At 50.2% G+C, this 22,603-nt stretch carries 39 protein-coding genes; 37 read left to right on the forward strand and 2 right to left on the reverse strand.

Going from position 1 to position 22,603, the window contains the following annotated elements:
- Window positions 1–2: 2 nt before the first annotated feature.
- From rplD to MJA45_RS01510, 36 genes are all read left to right on the forward strand, one after another.
- Window positions 3–626: a 50S ribosomal protein L4 gene (rplD, locus tag MJA45_RS01335; protein ID WP_315605517.1), complete on the forward strand. Its 624-nt coding sequence runs from the start codon at window positions 3–5 to the stop codon at window positions 624–626.
- Window positions 626–916, forward strand: a complete 291-nt coding sequence (gene rplW / locus MJA45_RS01340) for a 50S ribosomal protein L23 (protein WP_315605518.1) — start codon at window positions 626–628, stop codon at window positions 914–916. The genes rplD and rplW overlap by 1 nt, the downstream gene beginning before the upstream one ends.
- A 32-nt stretch (window positions 917–948) precedes the next feature.
- Window positions 949–1,779, forward strand: coding sequence for a 50S ribosomal protein L2 (rplB, locus tag MJA45_RS01345; protein WP_315605519.1), 831 nt, complete (start codon window positions 949–951; stop codon window positions 1,777–1,779).
- A 39-nt stretch (window positions 1,780–1,818) separates the two neighbouring features.
- Entirely contained in the window at window positions 1,819–2,106 is a 288-nt protein-coding gene (rpsS, locus tag MJA45_RS01350; protein WP_315605520.1) for a 30S ribosomal protein S19, read from the forward strand.
- Window positions 2,107–2,144: 38 nt separating this feature from the next.
- Window positions 2,145–2,477 (forward strand): 50S ribosomal protein L22, encoded by a 333-nt coding sequence (gene rplV / locus MJA45_RS01355; protein WP_315605521.1) that lies wholly within the window; start codon window positions 2,145–2,147, stop codon window positions 2,475–2,477.
- 13 nt (window positions 2,478–2,490) lie between these two features.
- Window positions 2,491–3,153 (forward strand): 30S ribosomal protein S3, encoded by a 663-nt coding sequence (gene rpsC / locus MJA45_RS01360; protein ID WP_315605522.1) that lies wholly within the window; start codon window positions 2,491–2,493, stop codon window positions 3,151–3,153.
- Between the two features lie 2 nt (window positions 3,154–3,155).
- Entirely contained in the window at window positions 3,156–3,590 is a 435-nt protein-coding gene (rplP, locus tag MJA45_RS01365) for a 50S ribosomal protein L16 (RefSeq protein ID WP_315605523.1), read from the forward strand.
- On the forward strand, window positions 3,580–3,777 hold the full coding sequence (rpmC, locus tag MJA45_RS01370; protein WP_315605524.1) for a 50S ribosomal protein L29: 198 nt from the start codon (window positions 3,580–3,582) through the stop codon (window positions 3,775–3,777). Before rplP ends, rpmC begins: the two co-directional genes overlap by 11 nt.
- Window positions 3,778–3,809: 32 nt before the next feature.
- Window positions 3,810–4,076 (forward strand): 30S ribosomal protein S17, encoded by a 267-nt coding sequence (rpsQ, locus tag MJA45_RS01375; RefSeq protein ID WP_315605525.1) that lies wholly within the window; start codon window positions 3,810–3,812, stop codon window positions 4,074–4,076.
- Window positions 4,077–4,137: 61 nt separating this feature from the next.
- Entirely contained in the window at window positions 4,138–4,506 is a 369-nt protein-coding gene (gene rplN / locus MJA45_RS01380; protein WP_315605526.1) for a 50S ribosomal protein L14, read from the forward strand.
- 75 nt (window positions 4,507–4,581) lie between these two features.
- Window positions 4,582–4,935, forward strand: a complete 354-nt coding sequence (gene rplX / locus MJA45_RS01385; protein WP_315605527.1) for a 50S ribosomal protein L24 — start codon at window positions 4,582–4,584, stop codon at window positions 4,933–4,935.
- Window positions 4,936–4,967: 32 nt separating this feature from the next.
- The gene (gene rplE / locus MJA45_RS01390; RefSeq protein WP_315605528.1) at window positions 4,968–5,510 is read left to right on the forward strand and encodes a 50S ribosomal protein L5; all 543 of its coding nucleotides are present in this window, start codon (window positions 4,968–4,970) and stop codon (window positions 5,508–5,510) included.
- 34 nt (window positions 5,511–5,544) lie between these two features.
- Entirely contained in the window at window positions 5,545–5,730 is a 186-nt protein-coding gene (locus MJA45_RS01395) for a type Z 30S ribosomal protein S14 (protein WP_113036287.1), read from the forward strand.
- A 31-nt stretch (window positions 5,731–5,761) separates the two neighbouring features.
- The gene (rpsH, locus tag MJA45_RS01400; protein ID WP_315605529.1) at window positions 5,762–6,160 is read left to right on the forward strand and encodes a 30S ribosomal protein S8; all 399 of its coding nucleotides are present in this window, start codon (window positions 5,762–5,764) and stop codon (window positions 6,158–6,160) included.
- Window positions 6,161–6,191: 31 nt separating this feature from the next.
- Window positions 6,192–6,734, forward strand: a complete 543-nt coding sequence (gene rplF / locus MJA45_RS01405; RefSeq protein ID WP_315605530.1) for a 50S ribosomal protein L6 — start codon at window positions 6,192–6,194, stop codon at window positions 6,732–6,734.
- A 48-nt stretch (window positions 6,735–6,782) separates the two neighbouring features.
- Window positions 6,783–7,148, forward strand: a complete 366-nt coding sequence (rplR, locus tag MJA45_RS01410) for a 50S ribosomal protein L18 (RefSeq protein WP_315605531.1) — start codon at window positions 6,783–6,785, stop codon at window positions 7,146–7,148.
- 26 nt (window positions 7,149–7,174) lie between these two features.
- Window positions 7,175–7,672 carry a 30S ribosomal protein S5 gene (gene rpsE / locus MJA45_RS01415; protein ID WP_315605532.1) on the forward strand — a complete coding sequence of 166 codons (498 nt, stop codon included), beginning with the start codon at window positions 7,175–7,177 and terminating at the stop codon, window positions 7,670–7,672.
- An 11-nt stretch (window positions 7,673–7,683) separates the two neighbouring features.
- The gene (gene rpmD / locus MJA45_RS01420; RefSeq protein ID WP_315605533.1) at window positions 7,684–7,872 is read left to right on the forward strand and encodes a 50S ribosomal protein L30; all 189 of its coding nucleotides are present in this window, start codon (window positions 7,684–7,686) and stop codon (window positions 7,870–7,872) included.
- A 52-nt stretch (window positions 7,873–7,924) separates the two neighbouring features.
- Entirely contained in the window at window positions 7,925–8,365 is a 441-nt protein-coding gene (gene rplO, locus MJA45_RS01425; protein ID WP_315605534.1) for a 50S ribosomal protein L15, read from the forward strand.
- Window positions 8,365–9,672, forward strand: a complete 1,308-nt coding sequence (gene secY, locus MJA45_RS01430) for a preprotein translocase subunit SecY (RefSeq protein WP_315605535.1) — start codon at window positions 8,365–8,367, stop codon at window positions 9,670–9,672. The genes rplO and secY overlap by 1 nt, the downstream gene beginning before the upstream one ends.
- Window positions 9,673–9,721: 49 nt before the next feature.
- On the forward strand, window positions 9,722–10,372 hold the full coding sequence (locus MJA45_RS01435; RefSeq protein ID WP_315605536.1) for an adenylate kinase: 651 nt from the start codon (window positions 9,722–9,724) through the stop codon (window positions 10,370–10,372).
- A complete protein-coding gene (gene map / locus MJA45_RS01440) occupies window positions 10,372–11,142 on the forward strand; it encodes a type I methionyl aminopeptidase (RefSeq protein WP_315605537.1) in 771 nt (256 codons plus the stop codon). Before MJA45_RS01435 ends, map begins: the two co-directional genes overlap by 1 nt.
- On the forward strand, window positions 11,135–11,443 hold the full coding sequence (locus MJA45_RS01445; protein WP_315605538.1) for a KOW domain-containing RNA-binding protein: 309 nt from the start codon (window positions 11,135–11,137) through the stop codon (window positions 11,441–11,443). The genes map and MJA45_RS01445 overlap by 8 nt, the downstream gene beginning before the upstream one ends.
- 2 nt (window positions 11,444–11,445) lie before the next feature.
- Complete coding sequence (gene infA / locus MJA45_RS01450; RefSeq protein ID WP_010279644.1) at window positions 11,446–11,664, forward strand: translation initiation factor IF-1; 219 nt, start codon at window positions 11,446–11,448, stop codon at window positions 11,662–11,664.
- A 108-nt stretch (window positions 11,665–11,772) separates the two neighbouring features.
- A complete protein-coding gene (gene rpmJ, locus MJA45_RS01455) occupies window positions 11,773–11,886 on the forward strand; it encodes a 50S ribosomal protein L36 (RefSeq protein ID WP_023388342.1) in 114 nt (37 codons plus the stop codon).
- A 16-nt stretch (window positions 11,887–11,902) separates the two neighbouring features.
- Window positions 11,903–12,268 carry a 30S ribosomal protein S13 gene (gene rpsM, locus MJA45_RS01460; RefSeq protein WP_315605539.1) on the forward strand — a complete coding sequence of 122 codons (366 nt, stop codon included), beginning with the start codon at window positions 11,903–11,905 and terminating at the stop codon, window positions 12,266–12,268.
- Window positions 12,269–12,286: 18 nt separating this feature from the next.
- Window positions 12,287–12,685, forward strand: coding sequence for a 30S ribosomal protein S11 (rpsK, locus tag MJA45_RS01465; protein ID WP_315605540.1), 399 nt, complete (start codon window positions 12,287–12,289; stop codon window positions 12,683–12,685).
- 127 nt (window positions 12,686–12,812) lie between these two features.
- A complete protein-coding gene (locus MJA45_RS01470; protein WP_315605541.1) occupies window positions 12,813–13,757 on the forward strand; it encodes a DNA-directed RNA polymerase subunit alpha in 945 nt (314 codons plus the stop codon).
- A gap of 27 nt (window positions 13,758–13,784) precedes the next feature.
- Entirely contained in the window at window positions 13,785–14,150 is a 366-nt protein-coding gene (gene rplQ, locus MJA45_RS01475) for a 50S ribosomal protein L17 (protein ID WP_315605542.1), read from the forward strand.
- 90 nt (window positions 14,151–14,240) lie between these two features.
- Entirely contained in the window at window positions 14,241–15,002 is a 762-nt protein-coding gene (gene truA / locus MJA45_RS01480; RefSeq protein WP_315605543.1) for a tRNA pseudouridine(38-40) synthase TruA, read from the forward strand.
- 184 nt (window positions 15,003–15,186) lie between these two features.
- Window positions 15,187–15,624: a 50S ribosomal protein L13 gene (rplM, locus tag MJA45_RS01485; RefSeq protein WP_315605544.1), complete on the forward strand. Its 438-nt coding sequence runs from the start codon at window positions 15,187–15,189 to the stop codon at window positions 15,622–15,624.
- Window positions 15,625–15,642: 18 nt separating this feature from the next.
- Window positions 15,643–16,035 carry a 30S ribosomal protein S9 gene (gene rpsI / locus MJA45_RS01490; RefSeq protein ID WP_315605545.1) on the forward strand — a complete coding sequence of 131 codons (393 nt, stop codon included), beginning with the start codon at window positions 15,643–15,645 and terminating at the stop codon, window positions 16,033–16,035.
- 225 nt (window positions 16,036–16,260) lie between these two features.
- On the forward strand, window positions 16,261–16,953 hold the full coding sequence (locus MJA45_RS01495) for a phosphoadenylyl-sulfate reductase (RefSeq protein WP_315605546.1): 693 nt from the start codon (window positions 16,261–16,263) through the stop codon (window positions 16,951–16,953).
- A gap of 23 nt (window positions 16,954–16,976) precedes the next feature.
- Window positions 16,977–18,152, forward strand: coding sequence for a sulfate adenylyltransferase (sat, locus tag MJA45_RS01500; protein WP_315605547.1), 1,176 nt, complete (start codon window positions 16,977–16,979; stop codon window positions 18,150–18,152).
- 70 nt (window positions 18,153–18,222) lie between these two features.
- Window positions 18,223–18,978: an N-acetylmuramoyl-L-alanine amidase CwlD gene (gene cwlD / locus MJA45_RS01505; protein ID WP_315605548.1), complete on the forward strand. Its 756-nt coding sequence runs from the start codon at window positions 18,223–18,225 to the stop codon at window positions 18,976–18,978.
- Between the two features lie 53 nt (window positions 18,979–19,031).
- Complete coding sequence (locus MJA45_RS01510) at window positions 19,032–20,135, forward strand: P-loop NTPase (RefSeq protein ID WP_315605549.1); 1,104 nt, start codon at window positions 19,032–19,034, stop codon at window positions 20,133–20,135.
- 44 nt (window positions 20,136–20,179) lie between these two features.
- Here MJA45_RS01510 and gerD read toward each other — a convergent pair whose 3' ends face one another.
- Window positions 20,180–20,926, reverse strand: coding sequence for a spore germination lipoprotein GerD (gene gerD / locus MJA45_RS01515; protein ID WP_315605550.1), 747 nt, complete (start codon window positions 20,924–20,926; stop codon window positions 20,180–20,182).
- 151 nt (window positions 20,927–21,077) lie between these two features.
- Between gerD and MJA45_RS01520 the strand changes: the two genes are divergently transcribed.
- Window positions 21,078–21,725 (forward strand): KinB-signaling pathway activation protein, encoded by a 648-nt coding sequence (locus MJA45_RS01520; protein WP_315605551.1) that lies wholly within the window; start codon window positions 21,078–21,080, stop codon window positions 21,723–21,725.
- Here the strand turns inward: MJA45_RS01520 and pdaB are convergent.
- Window positions 21,722–22,504, reverse strand: a complete 783-nt coding sequence (pdaB, locus tag MJA45_RS01525; protein WP_315605552.1) for a polysaccharide deacetylase family sporulation protein PdaB — start codon at window positions 22,502–22,504, stop codon at window positions 21,722–21,724. The two genes, MJA45_RS01520 and pdaB, sit on opposite strands and share 4 nt — an antisense overlap.
- Between the last annotated feature and the right edge of the window lie 99 nt (window positions 22,505–22,603).

Below are 22,603 nucleotides of genomic sequence, written 5' to 3' on the forward strand. Positions count from 1 at the left end.
AAATGCCAAAAGTAGCAGTGTTCAACGTAAGCGGATCGGAAGTTGGGCAGATCGAGCTTTCCGAAGCGGTTTTCGGAATCGAGCCTAACGTTCACGTGCTTCACTCCGCCGTTGTCTTGCAGCAGGCTTCCCAGCGCCTAGGAACTCACAAAACAAAAGGACGTTCCGAAGTACGCGGCGGTGGTCGCAAGCCTTGGAAACAAAAAGGAACCGGCCGTGCCCGTCAAGGAAGCATCCGTGCTCCTCAATGGAAAGGCGGCGGTATCGTATTCGGACCAACGCCACGCAGCTATGGCTTTAAACTGCCTAAGAAAGTTCGCCGTTTGGCTATCAAATCCGCTCTGTCTTCCAAAGTGATCGACAATGAGATCATCGTTCTGGATCAGCTTTCGATCAACCAGCCGAAGACGAAGGAAATCGTAGCCCTGCTGAAGAACCTGAAGGCAGATCGCCGCGCTCTAGTAGTAACTTCCGAGTTTGATGAGAATGTGGCATTGTCCGCCCGTAACATTCCTGGGGTTAAGTTCGTAACCGCTCAAGGAATCAACGTTCTGGACGTTCTGGTGCACGACAAACTCATCATTACTAAAGAAGCGGTAGAGAAGGTAGAGGAGGTGCTTGCGTAATGAAAAATCCTCGTGATATTATCAAGCGCCCGGTAATTACGGAAAGCACGAGCGAAATGATGGCCGACAAGAAGTATGCCTTCGAAGTCGACATTCGTGCCAACAAAACCGAAATTAAGCAGGCCATCGAACAGATTTTCAAAGTGAAGGTTACTAAAGTAAACACACTGAGAATGCCTGCGAAGCCTAAACGCTATGGACGCTATTCCGGCTACACTTCCGAATGGAAGAAAGCCATCGTATCCCTGAGCGCAGACAGCAAAGAACTTGAGTTCTTTGAAACGGTATAAAGTTCATTTTGTGAAGTAAGGAGGGAAACCAAGTGCCAGTTAAAAAGTACAAACCGACGTCCCCGGCTCGACGTTCGATGTCTGTATCTACTTTCGAGGAGATCACGACATCCCAACCCGAGAAATCTTTGCTCGCTCCATTGAGCAAGACGGCTGGACGCAACAACCAAGGTAAAATTACGGTTCGTCACCACGGCGGCGGACATAAGCGTAAATACCGGATCATCGACTTCAAACGGACGAAAGATGGAATACCAGGCCGCGTTGCTACAGTCGAATACGATCCTAACCGTTCCGCTAACATTGCACTGATCCATTATGCCGATGGAGAGAAGCGTTACATCATCGCTCCAAAAGGTCTTAAAGTGGACGATGTGATCACTTCCGGTCCTGGATCCGACATCAAAGTGGGGAACGCCTTGCCGCTTGAGAACATCCCAGTCGGTACGGTTATCCACAACATTGAGCTGAAGCCTGGTAAAGGCGGACAATTGGTTCGCGCAGCCGGTACAGAAGCTCAGCTGCTTGGTAAAGAAGAAGAATATGTAACGATTCGTCTGTCCTCCGGTGAAGTTCGCCGTATCCTTAAGGTTTGCCGCGCTACCATCGGTTCCGTCGGCAACGAAGATTACGAGCTGATCAAAATCGGTAAAGCCGGTCGTTCCCGTTGGTTGGGCAAACGTCCTGAAGTCCGCGGGGTTGTTATGAACCCTAACGATCACCCGCACGGTGGTGGTGAAGGCCGCGCTCCAATCGGCCGCAAGTCCCCTATGTCTCCTTGGGGCAAGCCGACTCTGGGCTACAAAACCCGCAAAAAGAAAAAGGCTTCCAACAAATATATTGTTCGTCGTCGCACGAAGTAATATCCGATACTATAAGGTTGGATGAAGGGAGGATTTTACATGGGACGCAGTTTGAAAAAAGGACCATTTATCGATGGCTACCTGCTTAAGAAAGTAGAGGATGCCGGTCAAGCTCAAGGTAACAAGAAAGTCGTTATCAAGACTTGGTCTCGCCGCTCCACTATTTTCCCTCAGTTCATTGGACACACATTCGCGGTGTACGATGGCAGAAAACATGTGCCTGTCTATGTAACGGAAGATATGGTCGGACATAAGCTCGGTGAGTTCGCGCCAACCCGTACGTACAAAGGTCACACGGACGACGATAAGAAAACCGGCAGACGTTAAGAATTCGTCTGATTTGAAGATCGAGAGGAGGTACAACCATGCAAGCAACTGCAAACGCAAGATATATCCGCATCGCTCCTCGCAAAGTGCAGCTGGTCATCGATTTGATCCGCGGCAAGCAAGTGGGAGAGGCGATCGCCATTCTTCGCCATACGCCGAAGGCCGCTTCTCCTGTGCTTGAGAAGATCCTGAACTCGGCTATCGCTAACGCTGAGCATAACCACTCGCTGGACCCTAACAAGCTGGTGATCAGCCAGGCCTTCGTAAACCATGGCCCGATCATGAAACGCTTCAGACCACGCGCCATGGGTCGTGCGAGCCGGATTAACAAACGTACCAGCCACATCACTTTGGTGGTATCTGAAAAATAAGGAGGGATAACGTGTGGGACAAAAAGTAAGTCCAGTCGGTTTAAGAATCGGAATTATTCGGGATTGGGAATCGAAGTGGTACGCAGGTAAGGACTACGGCGACCTCCTTCTCGAGGACGTAAAAATCCGTGAATACCTGAAAGGGAAGCTGAAAGATTCTTCCGTTTCTCACTTTGATATCGAACGTGCGGCTAACCGCGTCAGCGTAACGATCCATACGGCTAAGCCCGGAATGGTAATCGGTAAAGGCGGATCGGAAGTCGAGAACATTCGCGCTCACATCGCTAAACTGTCGGGCAAGAAAGTTCACATTAACATCGCAGAAATCAAAAACCCTGAATTGGATGCCATTCTGGTTGCAGAAAGCATCGCTCAACAGCTGGAGCGCCGTGTATCGTTCCGCCGTGCGATGAAGCAAGCCCTGCAAAGATCCATGAGAGCGGGAGCTAAAGGAATCAAGACAGCCGTAAGCGGACGCTTGGGCGGAGCGGAAATTGCCCGTAGCGAAGGCTACAGCGAAGGTACTGTGCCTCTGCACACCCTGCGCGCTGACATTGATTATGGAACGGCAGAAGCTCATACGACCTACGGCCGAATCGGCGTAAAAGTATGGATCTATCGTGGCGAAGTTCTTCCTGCTGCTAAGAAGAAGGCTGCTCAGGAAGGAGGAAACTAATCATGTTGATGCCAAAACGTGTTAAACACCGTAAGGAACACCGCGGAAGCATGAAGGGTGCCGCAAAAGGCGGCACAGAAGTGGCTTTCGGAGAATACGGTCTGAAAGCAATGGAGCCGGCTTGGGTGACCAACCGTCAAATCGAAGCGGCCCGTATTGCCATGACCCGTTACATCAAACGTGGCGGTAAAGTTTGGATTAAGATTTTCCCTTCCAAGCCGATCACCCAGAAACCTCTTGAGGTCCGGATGGGTAGCGGTAAAGGTAACGTGGAAAAATGGGTTTCCGTTGTCAAACCAGGTAAAATCCTGTTTGAATTGGCGGGTGTAAGTGAGGAAGTCGCACGTGAAGCGATGCGTCTGGCCGCTCACAAGCTGCCGATCAAAACGAAATTCGTTAAACGTGAAGAACTGGGTGGTGAAGCAAATGAAGGGTAGTGAATTTCGCAACTTAACCACTGCTGAGATCGAACAAAAAATCGCCGGATTTAAAGAAGAACTCTTTAACCTCCGCTTTCAACTGGCCACCGGCCAACTGGATAACCCTACTCAAATCCGCACGGTTCGTAAGGAAATTGCTCGTGCCAAGACCATTTTGCGTGAAAGAGAACTGGGTATCGGCTAATTGGATCCAGAACTTAGAGAGGAGGATTATACATGAGTGAACAACGCAATGAGCGTAAAGAGCAGGTAGGCAAAGTAGTCAGCGACAAAATGGACAAAACCATCGTAGTGGCTGTAGAAACCTACAAGAAGCATGACCTGTATCACAAGCGCATCAAATACACCAAGAAATTCAAGGCTCATGATGAGAACAACCAAGCCAAAATCGGTGACGTTGTAAGAATCATGGAAACTCGTCCATTGTCCAAGGATAAGCGCTGGAGACTGGTTGAGATCGTAGAAGAAGCTGTTATTATTTAACCGCGAACGTTAAGGTTCGAAACTATACTGTGTGGATGAAGCCTGAAAGGAGGTAACTCAAATGATTCAACCTCTTACACGTTTAAATGTAGCTGACAACTCCGGTGCGAAGAAACTGATGTGTATCCGTGTTCTGGGTGGTACGGGCCGTCGTGTTGGTCATATCGGGGATTTGATCATCTGTTCCGTCAAAGAAGCAACACCAGGTGGCGTTGTCAAAAAGGGCGATGTCGTTAAAGCTGTAATCGTGCGTACGAAGACCGGTGCCCGCCGTAAAGACGGTTCCTACATCTCTTTCGACGAGAATGCTGCTGTTATCGTTAAAGACGACAAGAGCCCTCGTGGAACCCGTATCTTTGGACCGGTAGCTCGTGAGCTTCGCGACAGAGATTTCATGAAAATCGTTTCCTTAGCACCTGAGGTTATCTAATCTCCGTAGGGCTAACAAACCTAAGACCGTTCAATCGCGGATCCCGCATTCGCCACTTAGGAGGTGTAATCGAAAATGCCAAAACCAAAGAAAAAGCTTGAATCCCATAACAACAAACTGCACGTGAAGAAAGACGATACGGTTTTTGTTATCACCGGTAAAGACAAAGGCAAGAAAGGACGCGTTATCGCGGCTTACCCTCGTCAAAACCGTGTGCTGGTTGAAGGAGTTAACATGATGAAGAAGCATGCTAAGCCTTCCCAGCAAAATCCACAGGGCGGAATCATCGATCAGGAAGCTCCGATTCACGTTTCGAACGTGATGCTGATTGATCCGAAGAGCGGCCAGCCGACCCGTGTTGGATACAAAGTACTGGACAACGGTACGAAAGTACGGATCGCTAAGAAATCCGGAGAAGTAATCGACTAATTGTACAATGGCGGAAAGGAGGCAAATGAAACATGGCGGCAAGAATGAAGGAACGTTTTGTTAACGAAGTGACTCCTGCTCTGATGCAGAAGTTTGACTATACATCGGTTATGCAAGTTCCGAAGATTGAGAAAGTTGTCATCAACATGGGTGTGGGCGATGCCGTCGCTAACTCCAAAGTGCTGGACGTAGCGGTAGATGAGCTCCAAACGATCGCTGGTCAAAAGCCGGTCGTAACCAAAGCCAAGAAGTCCATCGCCGGCTTCAAGCTTCGGGAAGGAATGCCTATCGGCGTGAAGGTAACGCTTCGCGGCGAGCGCATGTATCATTTCCTGGATAAACTCTTCAATGTGGCGCTGCCGCGCGTACGTGACTTCCGCGGTGTGTCCAGCAAAGCATTTGACGGTCGCGGGAATTACACGCTCGGATTGAAAGAGCAGTTGATCTTCCCTGAGATCGAGTACGATAAAGTGGACAAAATCCGCGGTATGGACGTGGTTATCGTAACGACGGCCAAATCGGATGAAGAGTCCCGCGAACTGCTTACGCAAATGGGTATGCCATTCGTTAAGTAATCCGCAATCCAAATCTATCGGAGGTGGAAAATAAGTGGCAAAAACTTCGATGATCGTCAAGCAGCAGCGTAAGCCTAAGTTCAAAGTTCAAGCTTATACCCGCTGCGAACGTTGTGGTCGTCCGCATTCCGTTCTGCGCAAATTCAAAATCTGCAGAATTTGTTTCCGTGAATTAGCTTATAAAGGCCAGATTCCTGGCGTTCGTAAAGCAAGCTGGTAATTACCCTACTCTCGGGAAGGAGGTTCGCAATATGGTAATGTCTGATCCGATTGCTGATATGCTTACACGCATTCGCAATGCAAATATTGTTCGTCACGAAACGGTTGAAATCCCCGCTTCCAAGATCAAGAAGGAAATTGCGGAAATCTTGAAAAAAGAAGGTTTCATCCGTGACGCCGAATATGTCCAAGACAACAAGCACGGGATCATCCGTTTGTTCCTGAAATACGGCCCTAACAATGAGCGCGTCATTTCCGGACTGAAGAGAATCAGCAAGCCCGGCCTGCGTGTTTACACGAAGAGCCAGGAAGTGCCTCGTGTACTTGGTGGTCTGGGATTGGCGATCATCTCGACATCCAAAGGTATGATGACCGACAAGGAAGCCCGTCAGTCCAAAGCCGGCGGCGAAGTCATCTGCTACGTTTGGTAATTCAGTAACGTGAAAGAATGGAGGTGTAAACATGTCTCGAATTGGTCGTAAACCAATTAATGTTCCAAGCGGTGTTACCGTTTCTTTGAACAATGCCGAAATTACGGTGAAAGGACCGAAAGGCTCCCTGTCCCGTGAACTTCATAAAGATATGAAGGTTAGCGTCGAAGAGAATGTGATCTCGATCGAGCGTCCTTCGGATAACAAGCTACATCGTTCCCTGCACGGAACTACGCGGAGCGTGGTTGCAAATATGGTGAACGGGGTAACGGAAGGATTCAGCAAGTCTCTTGATCTGGTTGGGGTCGGATACCGTGCCAACAAGAACGGAAACAAGCTGGTTCTGAACGTAGGGTATTCCCATCCGGTTGAAATCAATCCAGAAGAAGGCATCGAGTTCGACGTACCTTCCAATACGAAAATTATCGTAAAAGGAATCGATAAGGAGCGCGTTGGGGCTACTGCCGCCAAGATTCGTTCCGTACGTGAGCCCGAGCCTTACAAAGGAAAAGGGATTAAATACGAAGGCGAGCGGATCATTCGCAAAGAAGGTAAAGCCGGTAAGAAGAAGTAATCCTTACGTAAGGATTGCCAGCAGAGCTGAAAGGAGTGAACGAATCTCATGATTACTAAAGGCGATAAGAACAAAGCCCGTCTTAAGAGACATCTCCGTGTCCGCAAGAAAATTCAGGGTACGACGGAACGTCCTCGCTTGAGCATCTATCGTTCTTCGAAACATATGTACGCTCAAATCATCGACGACGTTAAAGGCGTTACGCTTGCCGCAGCTTCCACTCAAGATAAAGAGCTGAAAGAAGTAGGCAACGGCGGCAATGTAGATGCGGCTAAACAAGTTGGCGAATTGATCGCTAAGCGTGCCAAGGAGAACGGGGTCGAGAAAGTGGTTTTTGACCGCGGCGGATACCTGTACCACGGACGTGTTCAAGCTTTGGCTGACGCAGCTCGCGAAGCTGGTCTTGAATTCTAAAATCAACAAATAAGGAGGTAAAGGACTTGCGTGTAGATCCGAATACTTTAGATCTTAAAGACAAAACCGTACACATCAACCGTGTTGCTAAAGTAGTTAAAGGCGGACGCCGTTTCAGCTTCAGCGCTTTGGTCGTTGTTGGAGACGGGAACGGCTGGGTTGGTGCCGGTATCGGGAAAGCTTCCGAAGTTGGAGATGCCATCAAGAAAGGGATCGAAGATGCCAAGAAGAACCTGATTCACGTGCCAATCGTCGGAACTTCTATTCCGCACCTGGTTATCGGACGCTTCGGCGCCGGACGCGTGCTGTTGAAGCCGGCTTCCCAAGGTACTGGAGTAATCGCCGGCGGCCCGGTTCGTGCCGTACTGGAACTGGCAGGAGTGGGCGACATTCTTACGAAATCGCTTGGTTCTTCCAACTCCATCAACATGGTTAACGCTACTTTGGAAGGTCTTCAACGCCTGAAGAGAGCCGAAGAAGTGGCTAAACTGCGCGGAAAAACTGTAGAAGAGCTACTAGGTTAGGAGGGGAAACGATGGCTAAGCAATTACAAATCACCCTCAAACGCAGTTTGATCGGACGCCCGGAAACCCAGCGTGTTACGGTCCAGACTCTGGGACTGCGCAAGCTGCATCAGACGGTTGTCCACCAGGACAACGCCGCTATTCGGGGTATGGTTAACCAAGTGAGTCACTTGGTTGAAGTGAAAGAAGTAGAAGCTTAAGGTAAGCTTCTCGGCATAGATGGTTCTCAAAACTAACAAGGAGGTGCACAAGATGAAATTACATGAGTTGAGTCCTGCTCCTGGCTCTACCAAAACCCGCAAGCGTGTAGGCCGCGGGATCGGTAGCGGAACGGGCAAAACGGCAGGTAAAGGTCATAAAGGTCAAAATGCACGATCCGGCGGAGGAGTTCGCCCTGGATTCGAAGGTGGACAGAACCCTTTGTACCGTCGTCTGCCTAAGCGCGGATTTACGAACATCTCACGCAAGGAGTACGCGATCGTAAACCTTGAGGAACTTAACAACTTCGCAGAAGGAACCGAAGTAACTCCGGAAGTTCTTATGGAATCCGGTGTTATCAAAAACCCTAAGAGCGGCATTAAGGTTCTGGGGAACGGCGAAATCACCGTTAAGCTGACGGTAAAAGCCAATAAGTTCTCTCAATCTGCCGTAGATAAAATTCAAGCTGCCGGCGGTAAAACCGAGGTGATTTAATGTTCAAAACATTATCCAACATCATGAAAGTAGACGATCTGAGAAAAAGGATTATCTTTACCCTTCTTGTTCTGATCGTCTATCGAATCGGTAATTTTATTCCGGTGCCCAACATCAATACGGACGCCCTGGAGATGATCGACCAATCCTCCAATCAAGTATTCGGGCTGTTAAATACCTTTTCCGGCGGAGCTCTTTTCCGCTTTTCCATTTTTGCCATAGGGATTATGCCTTACATTACGGCATCCATCATCGTGCAGCTTCTGTCGATGGATGTAATCCCCCGCTTTGCCCAATGGGCCAAAGAAGGGGAGGTAGGGCGTAAGAAGTTAGCCCAGGTGACCCGATATGGAACGGTCGTTATTGGGTTAATTCAAGGTTTGGGAACAGCTATCGGATTCAATAGTGCGATTGCAGGCGGAATCATCATCGACCCGAGCTTCACGACGTATTTGCTGATTGCCATCGTGTTAACGGCCGGTACCTCTTTCTTGATGTGGCTTGGAGAGCAGATCACGGAGAACGGAATTGGTAACGGGATCTCGATCATCATCTTTGCCGGGATTGTGGCTACGTTCCCGACATCCATTCAACAGATTTATCAAACTTTGTTCCTGGACGCAGGGGATACCCTCTTCCTGAACATTGTTAAAGCGATTGTCATTGTGCTAGTGGTGGTTGCGATCATTGCCGGCGTTATCTTCGTCCAGCAAGGGGTTCGCAAAATCCCGGTCCAATACGCCAAACGGGTAGTGGGACGCAAAATGTACGGAGGTCAATCCACCCACATTCCGCTTAAAGTAAATGCGGCTGGGGTTATACCGGTAATCTTCGCCAGTTCGTTGCTTCTGTTCCCTGCTACGATTGCCCAGTTCTGGAGCAACAATGTTGTGGCCAAGTGGATCATCAACAACCTGACGATTAACCATCCGGCTCCCCTCGGAATGGTCTTGTACGTCTTGCTGATCATCGGGTTTACTTTCTTCTACACGTTCGTGCAGATTAATCCGACCCAGATGGCCGACCAGATGAAAAAGAACGGTGGGTACATCCCCGGGATTCGTCCAGGGAAGACAACCGCCGTATACATGACACGGGTCATGACGAGAATCACTTTGTCGGGCGCTATTTTCTTGGCGGCTATTTCCATCCTTCCGCTAATCTTCAGTTCCTTTGCCGGCTTGCCGGCCTCGGTCCGAATCGGCGGTACCTCGCTGCTTATCGTAATCGGGGTTGGATTGGAAACGATGAAGCAGGTCGAGAGCCAACTGATTAAACGCCACTATAAAGGATTCATTAATAAGTAACACGAAATATTCGGCATATGTCGATCACCTTCGGGGGAGGTTGCACGAAGTGAATGTTATTTTTATGGGTCCTCCTGGGGCGGGGAAAGGCACTCAGGCGGAACGGATTGTGAGCGAATTTAAGATTCCTCACATCTCGACCGGTGACGCATTTCGTCTGGCCATGAAGCTCGAAACGCCTCTCGGCGTGGAAGCCAAACGTTATGTTGATCAAGGGTTGCTGGTACCTGACGAAATCACGATTGGGATCGTCCGCGAAAGATTGCAGCAAGCGGATTGCGTGCCGGGCTTCCTGCTCGACGGCTTTCCGAGAACTCTTTCTCAAGCGGAAGCTCTGGACGAGATTTTGGGTTCCATGGGCCGAAGCATCGACCACGTCATCAATCTGCAGGTGGACCGTAACCTGCTGCTTGCCCGGTTGACTGGCAGAAGAATTTGCCGTTCCTGTGGGGCCACTTATCATGTTCTGTTCAACCCTCCTGCTAAGGAAGGCGTTTGTGATAAATGCTCAGGAGAATTGTACCAGCGTTCGGATGATACGGAAGAGAAAGTAGGAACCCGTCTCGATGAATACATCAACAAGACGGCGCCTCTTCTTGAGTATTACGCCAACAAAGGACAGCTGCGGCAAGTTGATGGGGAACAGGAAATCAACCAGGTCACCGAACAAATCAACTCGCTCCTGCGGGGTCAAGCCTAATGATCATCTGTAAATCCGAGATAGAATTGGATTACATGAGGGAGGCCGGCCGCATTGTGGCCGACACCCACCGATTATTGGCTCGGCTTGTTCGACCCGGTGTCACCACCAAGGAATTGGACCAGGCGGCTGAGGAGTATATCCGAAGCCAACAGGCGGTTCCATCCTTCAAAGGCTATAACGGATTTCCTGGAAGTATCTGTGCTTCGGTTAACGAAGAGTTGGTACACGGGATACCCGGTGCTCGAAAGTTATTCGACGGGGACATTATCAGCATTGATATCGGTGCCCAATATAAAGGATATCACGGTGATTCCGCTTGGACTTACGGAGTAGGCGATATCTCCCCGGAGGCCCGGAAGCTTCTGGAGGTAACCGAGAAATCTCTCTATGCAGGCTTGGCGGAAGCCAAACCGGATGTCCGTTTATATACAATCTCCCATGCCATTCAGCAATGCATTGAGAAGGAAGGGTTCTCTGTGGTAAGGGAATATGTCGGCCATGGCATCGGAGCTCAGCTTCATGAACAGCCGCAAATTCCGAACTACGGTTATCCGGACCGGGGACCCCGTTTGAAACCCGGAATGGTCTTGGCCATCGAGCCTATGGTGAATGCAGGCGAACGTTATGTCCGTACGTTGGAAGACAACTGGACCGTGGTGACGGTTGACGGATCATTCTGCGCTCATTTTGAGCATACGATTGCTATCACGGCGGAGGGGTATGAGATTCTTACCCAGTCCAAAGAGCAGGTGACGGCACTTGAGTGATTCTCCGAAACCGCAGCTCGGTCAGATCGTGAAGATCACCCGCGGCCGCGACAATAACAAATACGCCGTCATTATCGGAGTCTTGGATTCCCGCTTTCTGCTTATCGCGGACGGGGATAAAAGAAAATTCGATCAGCCGAAGAAAAAGAACATCCTTCACCTGCAGCTGCAGGATGCCATCAGCATGGAAGTTGTCGACAGCTTGAAAGAAACCGGCCGTGTGACTAACGGCAAATTGCGTTTTGCCATTAACAAGTTTGCGGATAGCCAGCAGACGGAAGCACAAGAGAAAGGAGACTGATTATGGCCAAAGAAGACGTCATTGAAGTAGAAGGCACGGTCATTGAACCTTTGCCTAACGCTATGTTCAAAGTTGAATTGGAGAACGGGCATAAAATCCTGGCTCATGTTTCGGGTAAGATCCGGATGCACTTCATCCGCATTTTACCTGGGGACAAAGTTACGGTAGAATTATCTCCGTACGATTTAACCAGAGGCCGTATCACCTATCGGTACAAGTAAGGTTTTGCTTCGGCAGAACTTTGTCTATACTACGAAGTATGTTTTGGAAGGCTTACATCTTTCCTTACGAAGCAGCTTTCCTAGGAAAGCTTTTAGGAGGTAATCCAAATGAAGGTAAGACCATCGGTTAAGCCTATCTGCGAGAAATGCAAAGTCATTAAACGCAAAGGCAACGTAATGGTAATTTGCGAAAATCCGAAGCACAAACAAAAACAAGGTTAAGGAGGTGCTGCATTAAATGGCTCGTATAGCTGGAGTTGACTTGCCTCGTGACAAGCGTGTGGAAATTGCCCTGACTTACATCTTTGGGATTGGCAGAACCACTTCCCAGAACATCCTGAGCACTACTGGCGTAAATGCCGATACCCGCGTTCGCGACCTTACGGAAGATGAAGTAAGCAAGCTGCGTGAAGCGATCGACAAGATGAAGGTGGAAGGCGACCTGCGTCGTGAAATCTCCCTGAACATCAAGCGTCTGATCGAAATCGGTTCTTACCGTGGAATTCGCCATCGTCGTGGATTGCCTGTACGTGGACAACGGACTAAGACGAATGCCCGTACCCGTAAAGGACCTCGTCGTACCGTTGCTAACAAGAAGAAATAATAAGGGGGGACAAATCTAATGGCAAAACCAAAAACAAAAGTTGCCCGTACCAAACGTCGTGACCGGAAAAACATTGAAACGGGAGTAGCTCATATCCGCTCTACGTTCAATAATACGATCGTTACCATTACGGATCCGCACGGAAATGCGATTTCCTGGGCCAGCTCCGGTAACCTCGGTTTCAAAGGCTCGCGTAAAAGCACTCCGTTCGCCGCTCAAATGGCTGCTGAGTCCGCTGCCAAAACCGCTATGGAGCATGGCATGAAAGTCGTTGAAGTTATGGTTAAAGGTCCTGGTGCCGGACGTGAAGCCGCTATTCGTTCGCTTCAAGCCGCTGGTCTGGAAGTTAACCTGATCAAGGACGTAACGCCTATTCCGCATAACGGCTGCCGCCCGCCTAAACGTCGTCGTGTCTAATTGAGGATCACTATGTGGTATAAATATCCTGAACTTGTGAATAATGTTGGTGAAGGATAGGCATACTACTTGTTTGTCATTTTGGGTAATCCCAAGGAAACGACGTTTCGAAGGAGGGTTCATTTTAATGATAGAAATCGAAAAGCCGAAAATAGAGACCGTTACGTTAAGTGAAGAAGGCACCTACGGCAAATTCGTCGTAGAACCGCTGGAACGCGGATACGGAACGACTCTCGGCAACTCTTTGCGTAGAATTCTTCTTTCTTCGCTACCGGGTGCAGCGGTAAATTCCGTTCATATCGATGGGGTTCTTCATGAATTCTCGACGATCCCTGGTGTTATGGAAGATGTTACGGAGATTATCCTGAACCTTAAGGGACTATCGTTAAAGATTCATTCCGACGAAGAGAAGATTCTAGAAATTGATGCCGAAGGCGAAGGAAGAATTACGGCCGGTGACATTCGGGCAGATAGTGACGTTGAGGTATTGAACCCTGACCTTCATCTGGCTACGCTCGGTCCTGACGCCCGTGTACACATGAGAATTCATGCAAGCAGGGGCCGAGGTTACGTACAGGCCGATAAAAATAAACGCGACGACCAGCCGATCGGTGTTATTCCGATTGACTCCATCTACACTCCGATTACCCGTGTTAACTACACGGTGGAGAATACCCGGGTAGGCCAGGTTACCAACTATGATAAACTGACCCTCGAAGTATGGACGGATGGAAGCATTCGGCCGGAAGAAGCCGTCAGCATCGGCGCGAAAATTTTGACCGAGCACTTGTACTTGTTCGTTGGTCTGACCGACGAAGCCAAGGACGCCGAGATTATGGTAGAGAAGGAAGAGGACAAGAAAGAGAAGGTTCTCGAGATGACTATCGAGGAGCTGGATCTTTCGGTACGTTCCTACAACTGCCTAAAGCGTGCTGGCATCAACACGGTGCAGGAACTCATCACCAAAACCGAAGAAGACATGATGAAAGTCCGGAACCTCGGACGCAAGTCTTTGGAGGAAGTTCAAGAGAAACTCGAGGAGCTCGGTTTAGGGCTTCGCATGGAAGAGTAGATTATTTAACCGGAGGAGGGAAACATCATGGCATATCAAAAACTGGGTCGTGACTCCAGCGCACGTAAAGCTTTGTTCCGTGACTTGGTAACCGACTTATTCATACAGGAACGCATTCAAACGACTGAAGCCAAAGCGAAGGAAGTAAGATCCATCGCCGAGAAGCTGATCACGCTGGCAAAGCGCGGGGACCTGCATGCTCGCCGTCAAGCAGCTGCATTCGTACGCCGTGAGCAAGCTAACGACGATCAGGACGCAATCCAAAAGCTATTCTCTGAATTGGCCACTCGCTATTCCGAGCGTCCAGGCGGATACACTCGTATCTTGAAACTGGGGCCGCGCCGCGGAGATGCAGCTCCTATGGTATATTTGGAACTAGTGGATCGCGCTTAACGTTTGGTATGGGAAAGGGTGGACAGAATCGTTGATTCTGATTAAGCCCTTTTTTTGTAGCATGGAAAGCGACAGGCATAGGAGAGCACGATGAGAAACTTGGTTATGGTCGTCAGCTACGATGGCTCCGCTTATTCGGGGTTCCAGGTGCAGCCCAAGGACACCACGGTTCAGGGCAAACTGGAAGAAGCCGTCCGGGTACTGACGGGCGAACAGGTGAAGATTCATGGGTCGGGTAGAACCGACGCGGGAGTGCACGCTAGGGAACAGGTGATCCACTTTCATACGGAATCCCAGATCCCGGTACAGCGCTGGAGACTTGCCATGAACGCCCGGCTTCCTTCCGATATTGTTGTGAAGTCGGTCAGAGAAGCTCCGCTGGACTTTCACTCCCGCCGCTCCGCCAAACGCAAAACCTACCGGTACACCATTCAACGGACGCGCTATGCAGACGTTTTTACCCGACATCTCGCTTTTTTTCACCCTACACCGCTCGATCTTGAAGCCATGCGTCAGGCGCTAGTGCTTTTTGAAGGGGAGCATGACTTTTCTTCTTTTTGCTCCACCAGGAGACCGGATGGATCACACGTGCGTACCATTTACGAGACAGCCTTTGACTTTCGACCAGAACCCGATGCCGGGGATGGTGACGCAGGTGTGATCCATATCTACATGACCGGTAACGGCTTCCTTCATAATATGGTGCGGATTATCATCGGAACATTAATTGAAGTCGGGGAAGGCAAAAGACCCAGCTCGGACATGCCGGCCATTCTAGCCGCTATGGACCGCAAGAAGGCTGGCCCGACGGCAATGGCTCATGGATTGATGCTGTGGAAAGTGGAGTACTGAGGCTGGTCCGTTATGCTTAATTCACCTAATCGGCATGTTGATTTTTTGGATTAGATATAGTAATATATTAAATGGTGTTTTAACTGGCTTCCCACGGCCCCGAGTTGAAATTACCCTTACACATGGATGAATATAAACAAAGCTTGAATCGGATTTCTATGAACGTTTAGGAGGATTAAGCACAATGAGTACCACATATATGGCTAAGCCAAATGAAGTTGAGCGCAAATGGTACATTATTGACGCCGAAGGCAAAACTTTGGGACGTCTGGCCAGCGAAGCGGCAAGCATCATCCGCGGCAAGCATAAGCCGCAGTTCACTCCGCACGTAGACACCGGAGACTTCGTGATCGTCATTAATGCCAGCAAGGTCGTCTTGACCGGTAAGAAACTGCAGAACAAAATGTACTACCGTCACTCCATGTACCCAGGCGGACTGAAAGTAACCTCCGCTCAAGACATGCTGAAGAACAAACCCGAGCGTATGCTGGAGCTTGCCATTCACGGAATGCTTCCCAAAACCCGCCTCGGCAACAGCCTCAAAACCAAGTTGAAAGTGTATGCCGGTACGGAGCATCCACACGAAGCACAAAAACCAGAAGTTTGGGAACTTCGCGGATAATAAAGGGAGGACAGTTTCATGGCACAAGTGCAATACTATGGAACCGGTCGTCGTAAGCATTCGGTAGCGCGTGTGCGCTTGGTACCGGGCGAAGGACGAATCGTAATCAACAAGCGTGATTTGAATGAATATTTCGGTCTGGAAACGCTGAAGCTGATCGTTAAGCAGCCGCTGAACCTTACCGAAACCCTGGGCAAATACGATGTTCTGGTTATCGCTCATGGCGGCGGAACCACTGGCCAAGCCGGCGCGATCCGTCATGGCATCTCCCGTGCTCTTCTGAAGGCAGACCCGGAATTCCGCGGCTCCCTGAAGAAAGCTGGATTCCTGACTCGTGACCCTCGTATGAAAGAGCGTAAGAAATACGGCTTGAAAGCCGCTCGTCGCGCTCCTCAGTTCTCGAAACGTTAAGAGGTACCTGCAACCCTTTCGCCCTTTGGGGCGGAAGGGTTTTTTTGTTGTTTCTCCAAGAGAAAGGTTCATTTTGAAAAATACGCACAACCGGGGCAGCCGGCCATACAATAATAGAGTCCGGAAAAGACAAAAAACGCATTGACATCCCCTGGAAAAAACCTATAATGAAAGAAAGTCATCTAATTCATATAAGTTTACTCAGAATTAAGTGGAGGGTATGGTATGAATCTTTTTGAGAAAGAAGAATGGATCCGTTCCGCTGCTGTAGTCATGGAAAACGAATCCCCTGAAACGATTATCGCATGGGCGGTGGAGAAGTTCCCCAATATCACACTGGCCTGCAGCTTTGGAGCGGAGGATGTTGTCCTGGTTGATATGCTTCATAAGGTAAGTCCATCTACCGACATTTTCTATTTGGATACCCAGCTGCATTTCAAAGAAACGTATGAGACCCGGGACCGGTTGGAGCAGCGCTACGGAAAGTCTTTCGTCCAAGTGCTTCCGAAGCTCTCCTTGGAGGAACAGGCGAGCCTGCACGGGGCCGAGCTCTGGGGATCGGATCCGAACGCTTGCTGCGGCATCCGCAAAGTCGACCCGCTGACCGAAATTCTGTCTAAATACGATGCCTGGATTACGGGAATACGCCGTGATCAGGCGCCGACCCGCGCCAATTCCAAGAAAGTGGAATACGACGTCAAGTTCGGCCTTGTGAAGTTCAACCCACTTGCCAGTTGGACGTCAGAGGACGTCTGGAATTACATCCGTCAGAACGATATCATTTACAACGCCCTGCATGACAATTACTACCCCAGCATCGGTTGCGAGATGTGTACGCGCCAAGTACTGCCGGGAGAAGATCCTAGAGCCGGACGCTGGTCAGGTCACGAGAAGACGGAATGTGGGCTTCATAAATAAGAACATCGCGAGGGAGGATACTCATGTCTGAAACGATCAAAGCACACGGCGGTACCTTGGTTAACCGGCTGGTAACGGGGGCGGAGAGAGAAGCGCTTCTCGAGAAAGCCAAGCAGCTGCCTTCTTTTTCGGTGAATGCCTGGACCATCTCCGACCTGGATCTAATTGCGGTAGGGGCATTCTCCCCGTTAACCGGGTTTATGAAGGAAGCCGATTACCGGTCGGTTGTCGAATCCATGAGACTGTCGGATGGAACGGTCTGGAGCATCCCGATTACTCTAGCCGTCGAGGAACAGGAAGCCGCCAAGCTGCAAATCGGTCAGCAGTTGGCCCTTAAGGGCGCGGAGGATGACATTCTCTACGCGATCCTTGAGGTGGAAAGCATTTATAAGGCCGATCAACGGCTTGAGGCTGTCAAAGTATTCAAGACGGACGATGAAGCCCATCCAGGGGTGCAGAAGCTCCTTTCGCGGCCATCTACGTATGTAGGCGGTGCCATTCAGATGGTCAACCGCCCCCAGCCGAAGAAATTCGAAGAGTTCTACTTCACACCGTCGGAAACCAGAGCCACCTTTGCTGAGAAGGGCTGGAGAACCGTTGTCGGGTTCCAGACGCGCAATCCGGTTCACCGGGCTCACGAATATATCCAGAAGAGTGCTATGGAGATTGTGGACGCGTTGTTTCTGAACCCCTTGGTCGGAGAAACGAAGTCCGATGATATCTCCGCCGACGTCCGCATGAAGAGCTATTTGGTGCTGTTGGAGAACTACTATCCGAAGGATAGGGTATTCCTCGGCGTTTTCCCGGCGGCTATGCGTTATGCGGGACCGAGGGAAGCCATTTTTCATGCCATGGTACGGAAAAATTACGGCTGCACGCACTTTATCGTAGGTCGGGACCACGCCGGCGTAGGTGATTATTACGGGACGTATGAAGCGCAGGAAATCTTCTCTAACTTCACCGCTGAAGAGTTGGGCATTACGCCTTTATTCTTCGAGCACAGCTTCTTCTGCACGAAATGCGGCAACATGGCCTCCAGCAAAACCTGCCCGCACGATAAAGCGGATCATCTCCATCTGTCGGGAACCAAAGTGAGAGGGCTGCTTCGCGAAGGCAAATGCCCGCCTAAGGAATTTACTCGTCCCGAGGTGGCCGAAGTGCTGATCGAAGGCATGAACGAACAGCTCGTGAGCCAGTAACAACTTGTCATATTTGTCCGCCTCGTCCCATATGATTACTTGTGATCAAGGGGATGAGGTGGATTTTTTTATGCGCAAATTCAGAGGCCGGATTGTGGTTTGGATGACTTTGCACGGAATGATGAAAATAGCCGTATCTGCTTTGATTGTCGGGATGCTTGTCTTTGTGTACACCTATGAGCTTCCCTCGGCCAAGACCTGGACTTACTGGACGCTTCCTCTGTCCGGGAAGGTGATCGCCTTGGATGCCGGGCATGGTGGACCGGATGGGGGAGCGGTAAGCAGGGAAGGGGTGATTGAGAAGGATGTGAACCTGGCCATTTCTTTATATTTGCGCGACTACCTTCAGCAGGCAGGGGCTTTGGTAGTGATGACCAGGGAAGTCGATAAGGATCTGGCAGGGGACGATACCAAACGGCTCAGCAAACGAAAGACCGAGGATTTGTTAAGCCGGGTGGACTATGTCAACAAACAGAAATCCGACCTTCTCGTCAGCATCCACCTGAACAGCTTTCCTTCGGCAAAGTGGAATGGAGCCCAGACCTTCTATTCCGAAACCAATCCAGAGAATTCCACGTTGGCAGGTCTTATCCAGCAGGAGATCAAGCGCAACCTGGAGAACACGGACCGGGTTCCGAAGCCGGTGGACAATGTCTATCTTCTCAAAACGGTAACCATTCCGAGCGCCTTAGTCGAAGTGGGCTTCCTCTCCAATCCGGAAGAGGCGCGGCTGCTCTCCCAGACCTCGTACCAGCAGAAAGTATCGGCCGCCATCTATCAGGGGATTCTTAAGTATTACGCCGGGGAGAAAGTGGGAACTCCCTGAACATGTGGTATACTTAAGAAAACGGATAACGAACAGGCGGTGTACTAACCTTTATGATAACCAAAGAAGCCGTAATCCAGGCACTATCCCATATTTACGATCCGGAATTCAACAAGCCGGCGGCTGAGCTTAACCTTATTCGGGATGTTATGACCAAAGAAACCCAGGCAAACTTGACCTTCGTTCTTACCCGGGAGGATGAGTTGCTGAAAGAGCAGTATCGTCAGGATGTGGAGGAGGCTTTGAAGCCTTTAGGCGTCCAGGACGTGCATATCCGCTTCCGGATGATCACCGATTATGAACGGGCGGAAGTGGCCAAGAAGCTGCAGGAAAATTCGGCTCCCCGTCAAGAGGGCGGGCCCATTCCTACTCATGCTCCGGCCCAAGGAGCTGCCCCTCTGCTTTCCCCCGAGTCGGAAACCCGGTTCATCGCCATTGCAAGCGGGAAAGGCGGAGTAGGCAAATCCACCGTCACGGTTAACTTGGCTGCCGCCCTTGCCAGAAGAGGCAAGAAGGTAGGCATCATCGATGCCGACATCTATGGGTTTAGCGTTCCCGATATGATGGGAGTAGAAGAAAGACCCCAGCTTGTTAACGAACGGATTATCCCAATCGAACGGCACGGGGTCAAGATTATGTCCATGGGTTTCTTCGTGGAAGATAATGCCCCCATTATCTGGCGGGGGCCGATGCTCGGAAAGATGCTCCGTAACTTCTTCTCCGAAGTGGAATGGGGAGAGCTCGACTACTTGCTTCTCGATCTTCCGCCGGGAACCGGAGACGTGGCCCTCGATGTTCATCAAATGATCCCGCACAGCAAAGAAATCATCGTCACCACGCCTCATGCGACGGCGGCTTTTGTAGCGGCCCGCGCCGGGGCGATGGCCGTTCATACGGATCATGAAATTCTGGGCATTGTCGAGAACATGTCGTACTATGTGAACGCCAATGGGGAGAAGGATTACGTGTTTGGCCGCGGAGGCGGGGCGAAGCTCGCCGAGCAGCTGCATACCGACCTGCTTGCCCAGATTCCGCTGGGTGCTCCGGACAACCATCCGGCCGAGCCGGATTATTCCCCGTGCGTTTACAAAGCCGAAACGGAAACCGGCCGGCTGTATCTGGAAGTGGCCGATCAGGTCATTAAGAAGCTGGGTTAATCACAATGAGGGCCTCACTGCCATTAGTGAGGCCCCTTTTGTTGCTATTGTTCTTTCTGCCCGCCTTCGCCGTCCTGATTTTTACCCTTGGAAGAGCCGCTGCCGCCCTGCTCGTCGCCTCCGCCGGAGTCGCCTTCTCCGCCTCCGCCTCCGCCGTCCTGCTTGCCGGAGTCGCCTCCGCCTTCTTTCTTGGACTTGTCTTCGGCCTTGCCTTCTTTAGGCTTGATATCCTCCTGAAGAACACGGGTGAACAGAGCCATCAGTTCCGCTTTGTAAAGAGGGCTTTGCAAAGATTCCTGAATCACTTTCATCATCTGCTGACGATACTGGGGGCTCTTCATGCTATCCATGACAAGCTTTTGGTATTCCGGCGTATTCATCAAATCGAGCAGGGACTTCTGATAATCCGGATCCTTTATCAAGTCCTTGTGCATCTGCGCATTCGTTTTTTGAATGGATTTGGCGAAATCACCGGCGAATTTAGGGTCGAGCATCGTTTTCTCCACCAGTTTGCTTCCGGTTTCACCGATAAGAATATCCTTAACGGCCATTTGGATCTGCTGCCCTTCACCCGTAGAGAGAAGCTTAACGGTTTTGTCTTTGTTTTTGTTGGAAGCTTCCTCGATGACCTTCTGGGCATCATCGCTTTTGAGAACATCAATGACAATGGATTTCGTGTCTTTATAGCTCTGGGCACTCTGCCCCGAATTGGACGAAGACGGATTGCCGCAGGCCCCCAGCAAAGCAATAGCGAGCACCAGAATGGCCGCACTTAGTCGGGAAGAACCCATTTTCCTCAACGCTCCTTTACCTTTATCATTTGCCGTTAGTATGCGCCCCAACAGGCGTTTTATGAAGGAGACCATTAGCTTTTTATTGTGAACGTTGGTACAATTAGCAATGATTGAAGACAAGAATGAACAGATGTGGAGGTATTGTGTTTTGACGCTCAGGAAATGGTTTTATTTGTTCTGGACGACACTGCTCTTAGGGACGGTGGCGGCCTGTGCAACCGGGTTGGTCCTGATGGGGACTTATAAAGATTTTTCTTTTATGGAGCTGACCGAACCGGGGCTCAACGGCTCCACGCTTATTTTTATGATTTTAGGGGGAGCCACCATCAGCCTGCTGAGCCAGATGGGCTTTTTCTCGTATATGATCATCCGTTTTATCGCCATGGGTATTCTGCGCAGCCGGGTTAGATGGGATCTCCTGCAGCTGGCTGTCGTGATTGTCGTCATGATCGATACCATTTACCTGAGGTACTCCACATTCGCCTCCAACGAAAGCTGGGTCGGGTATGCCCTGCTTCCTGTTCTTATTCTTCTGTTCGCCCTCGCCATCAGCTGGTGGAAAGTCAAGCTGACCAACGGAGGGGCATTTCTTTCCACTTTGTTCTTTATGTTCGTAGCGACCATTCTGGAAGCCGTCCCGGCCCTTAATCTGGACAGCCCGCCATCCTATATCTTTATGCTGGTTCCGCTTTTGGTCTGCAATGCCTGGCAAATTCTAATCCTGCAGAAAGTTCTGGACAACAAAAAAGAGCCGGAAGCCGGCTCCCTTGCTCCCCCACGTACCAAGCGGGGCTAATTCCAATTTTTAAACATTTGGTCATTGACAGGAGTTTGGGTAACACTGGTCTGATGAATCATCTCGGAAACCGTCACGAATTCGTAGCCTTGAGCTTTTAATTGGTCGATAATGCGGGGCAGGGCCTCATGGGTCTGCTCCGAGGAGTCGCTCGCATGCAGCAGGACGATATCCCCGTTATGGGCTTTGGTGACCACTCGTTCCACAATTTGATCCACTCCAATGTTCTTCCAATCCATGGAGTCCGTATCCCACTGGATCACCTTATAGTTCAACTCATCCGCTATTTTAAGAACCCGCTTGTCAAAATCTCCGTTAGGCAGGCGGATAAGAGCGGGGGGCTTTTTGGTTAAGTCCGTTAACATTTGATGGGCTGTCTCTATTTCCGCGCGGATTTCTTCGTCGCTTAGCTCGGTGTAATTAACATGGCGATAACCGTGGCTTCCGATCTCGAAGCCGCCTTTGACCAGCTTATCCACCACCTCGGGATGCGTTTTGCTCCAGGGAGAAGACAGGAAGAAGGTTGATTTTTTGACTCCCTTGTCTTCCAGAACCTTAATAATGGGCTCGGCTCGTTTATCCCCCCAGCTGATGTCGAAGGTGAGAGCGATCACCTTCCTGTCCGTCTGGACACTGTAAATGGCCGCGGGTTCGTTTGTCGAGAAGACGGAAACCTGATCCTTCTCCACATAAATAATTCCTATGGCGAAAACTAGGGAAGCGGCAATGATAAAGTACTGTTTTAATCTGCGGCCGTTCATCACATAAAAGAAATTCAACCGTTCAGACCTCCTTTTGGCCTCTGCTTTGTCTAAAGGGAAGGGCTTGTTTACCCTGATTAGTACAAAGTGTATGCCTGTACTTTCGGATTATGACTC

Origin of the sequence: Paenibacillus aurantius (genome assembly GCF_032268605.1) — a bacterium.
Classification (GTDB): Bacteria; Bacillota; Bacilli; order Paenibacillales; family NBRC-103111; genus Paenibacillus_AO; species Paenibacillus_AO aurantius.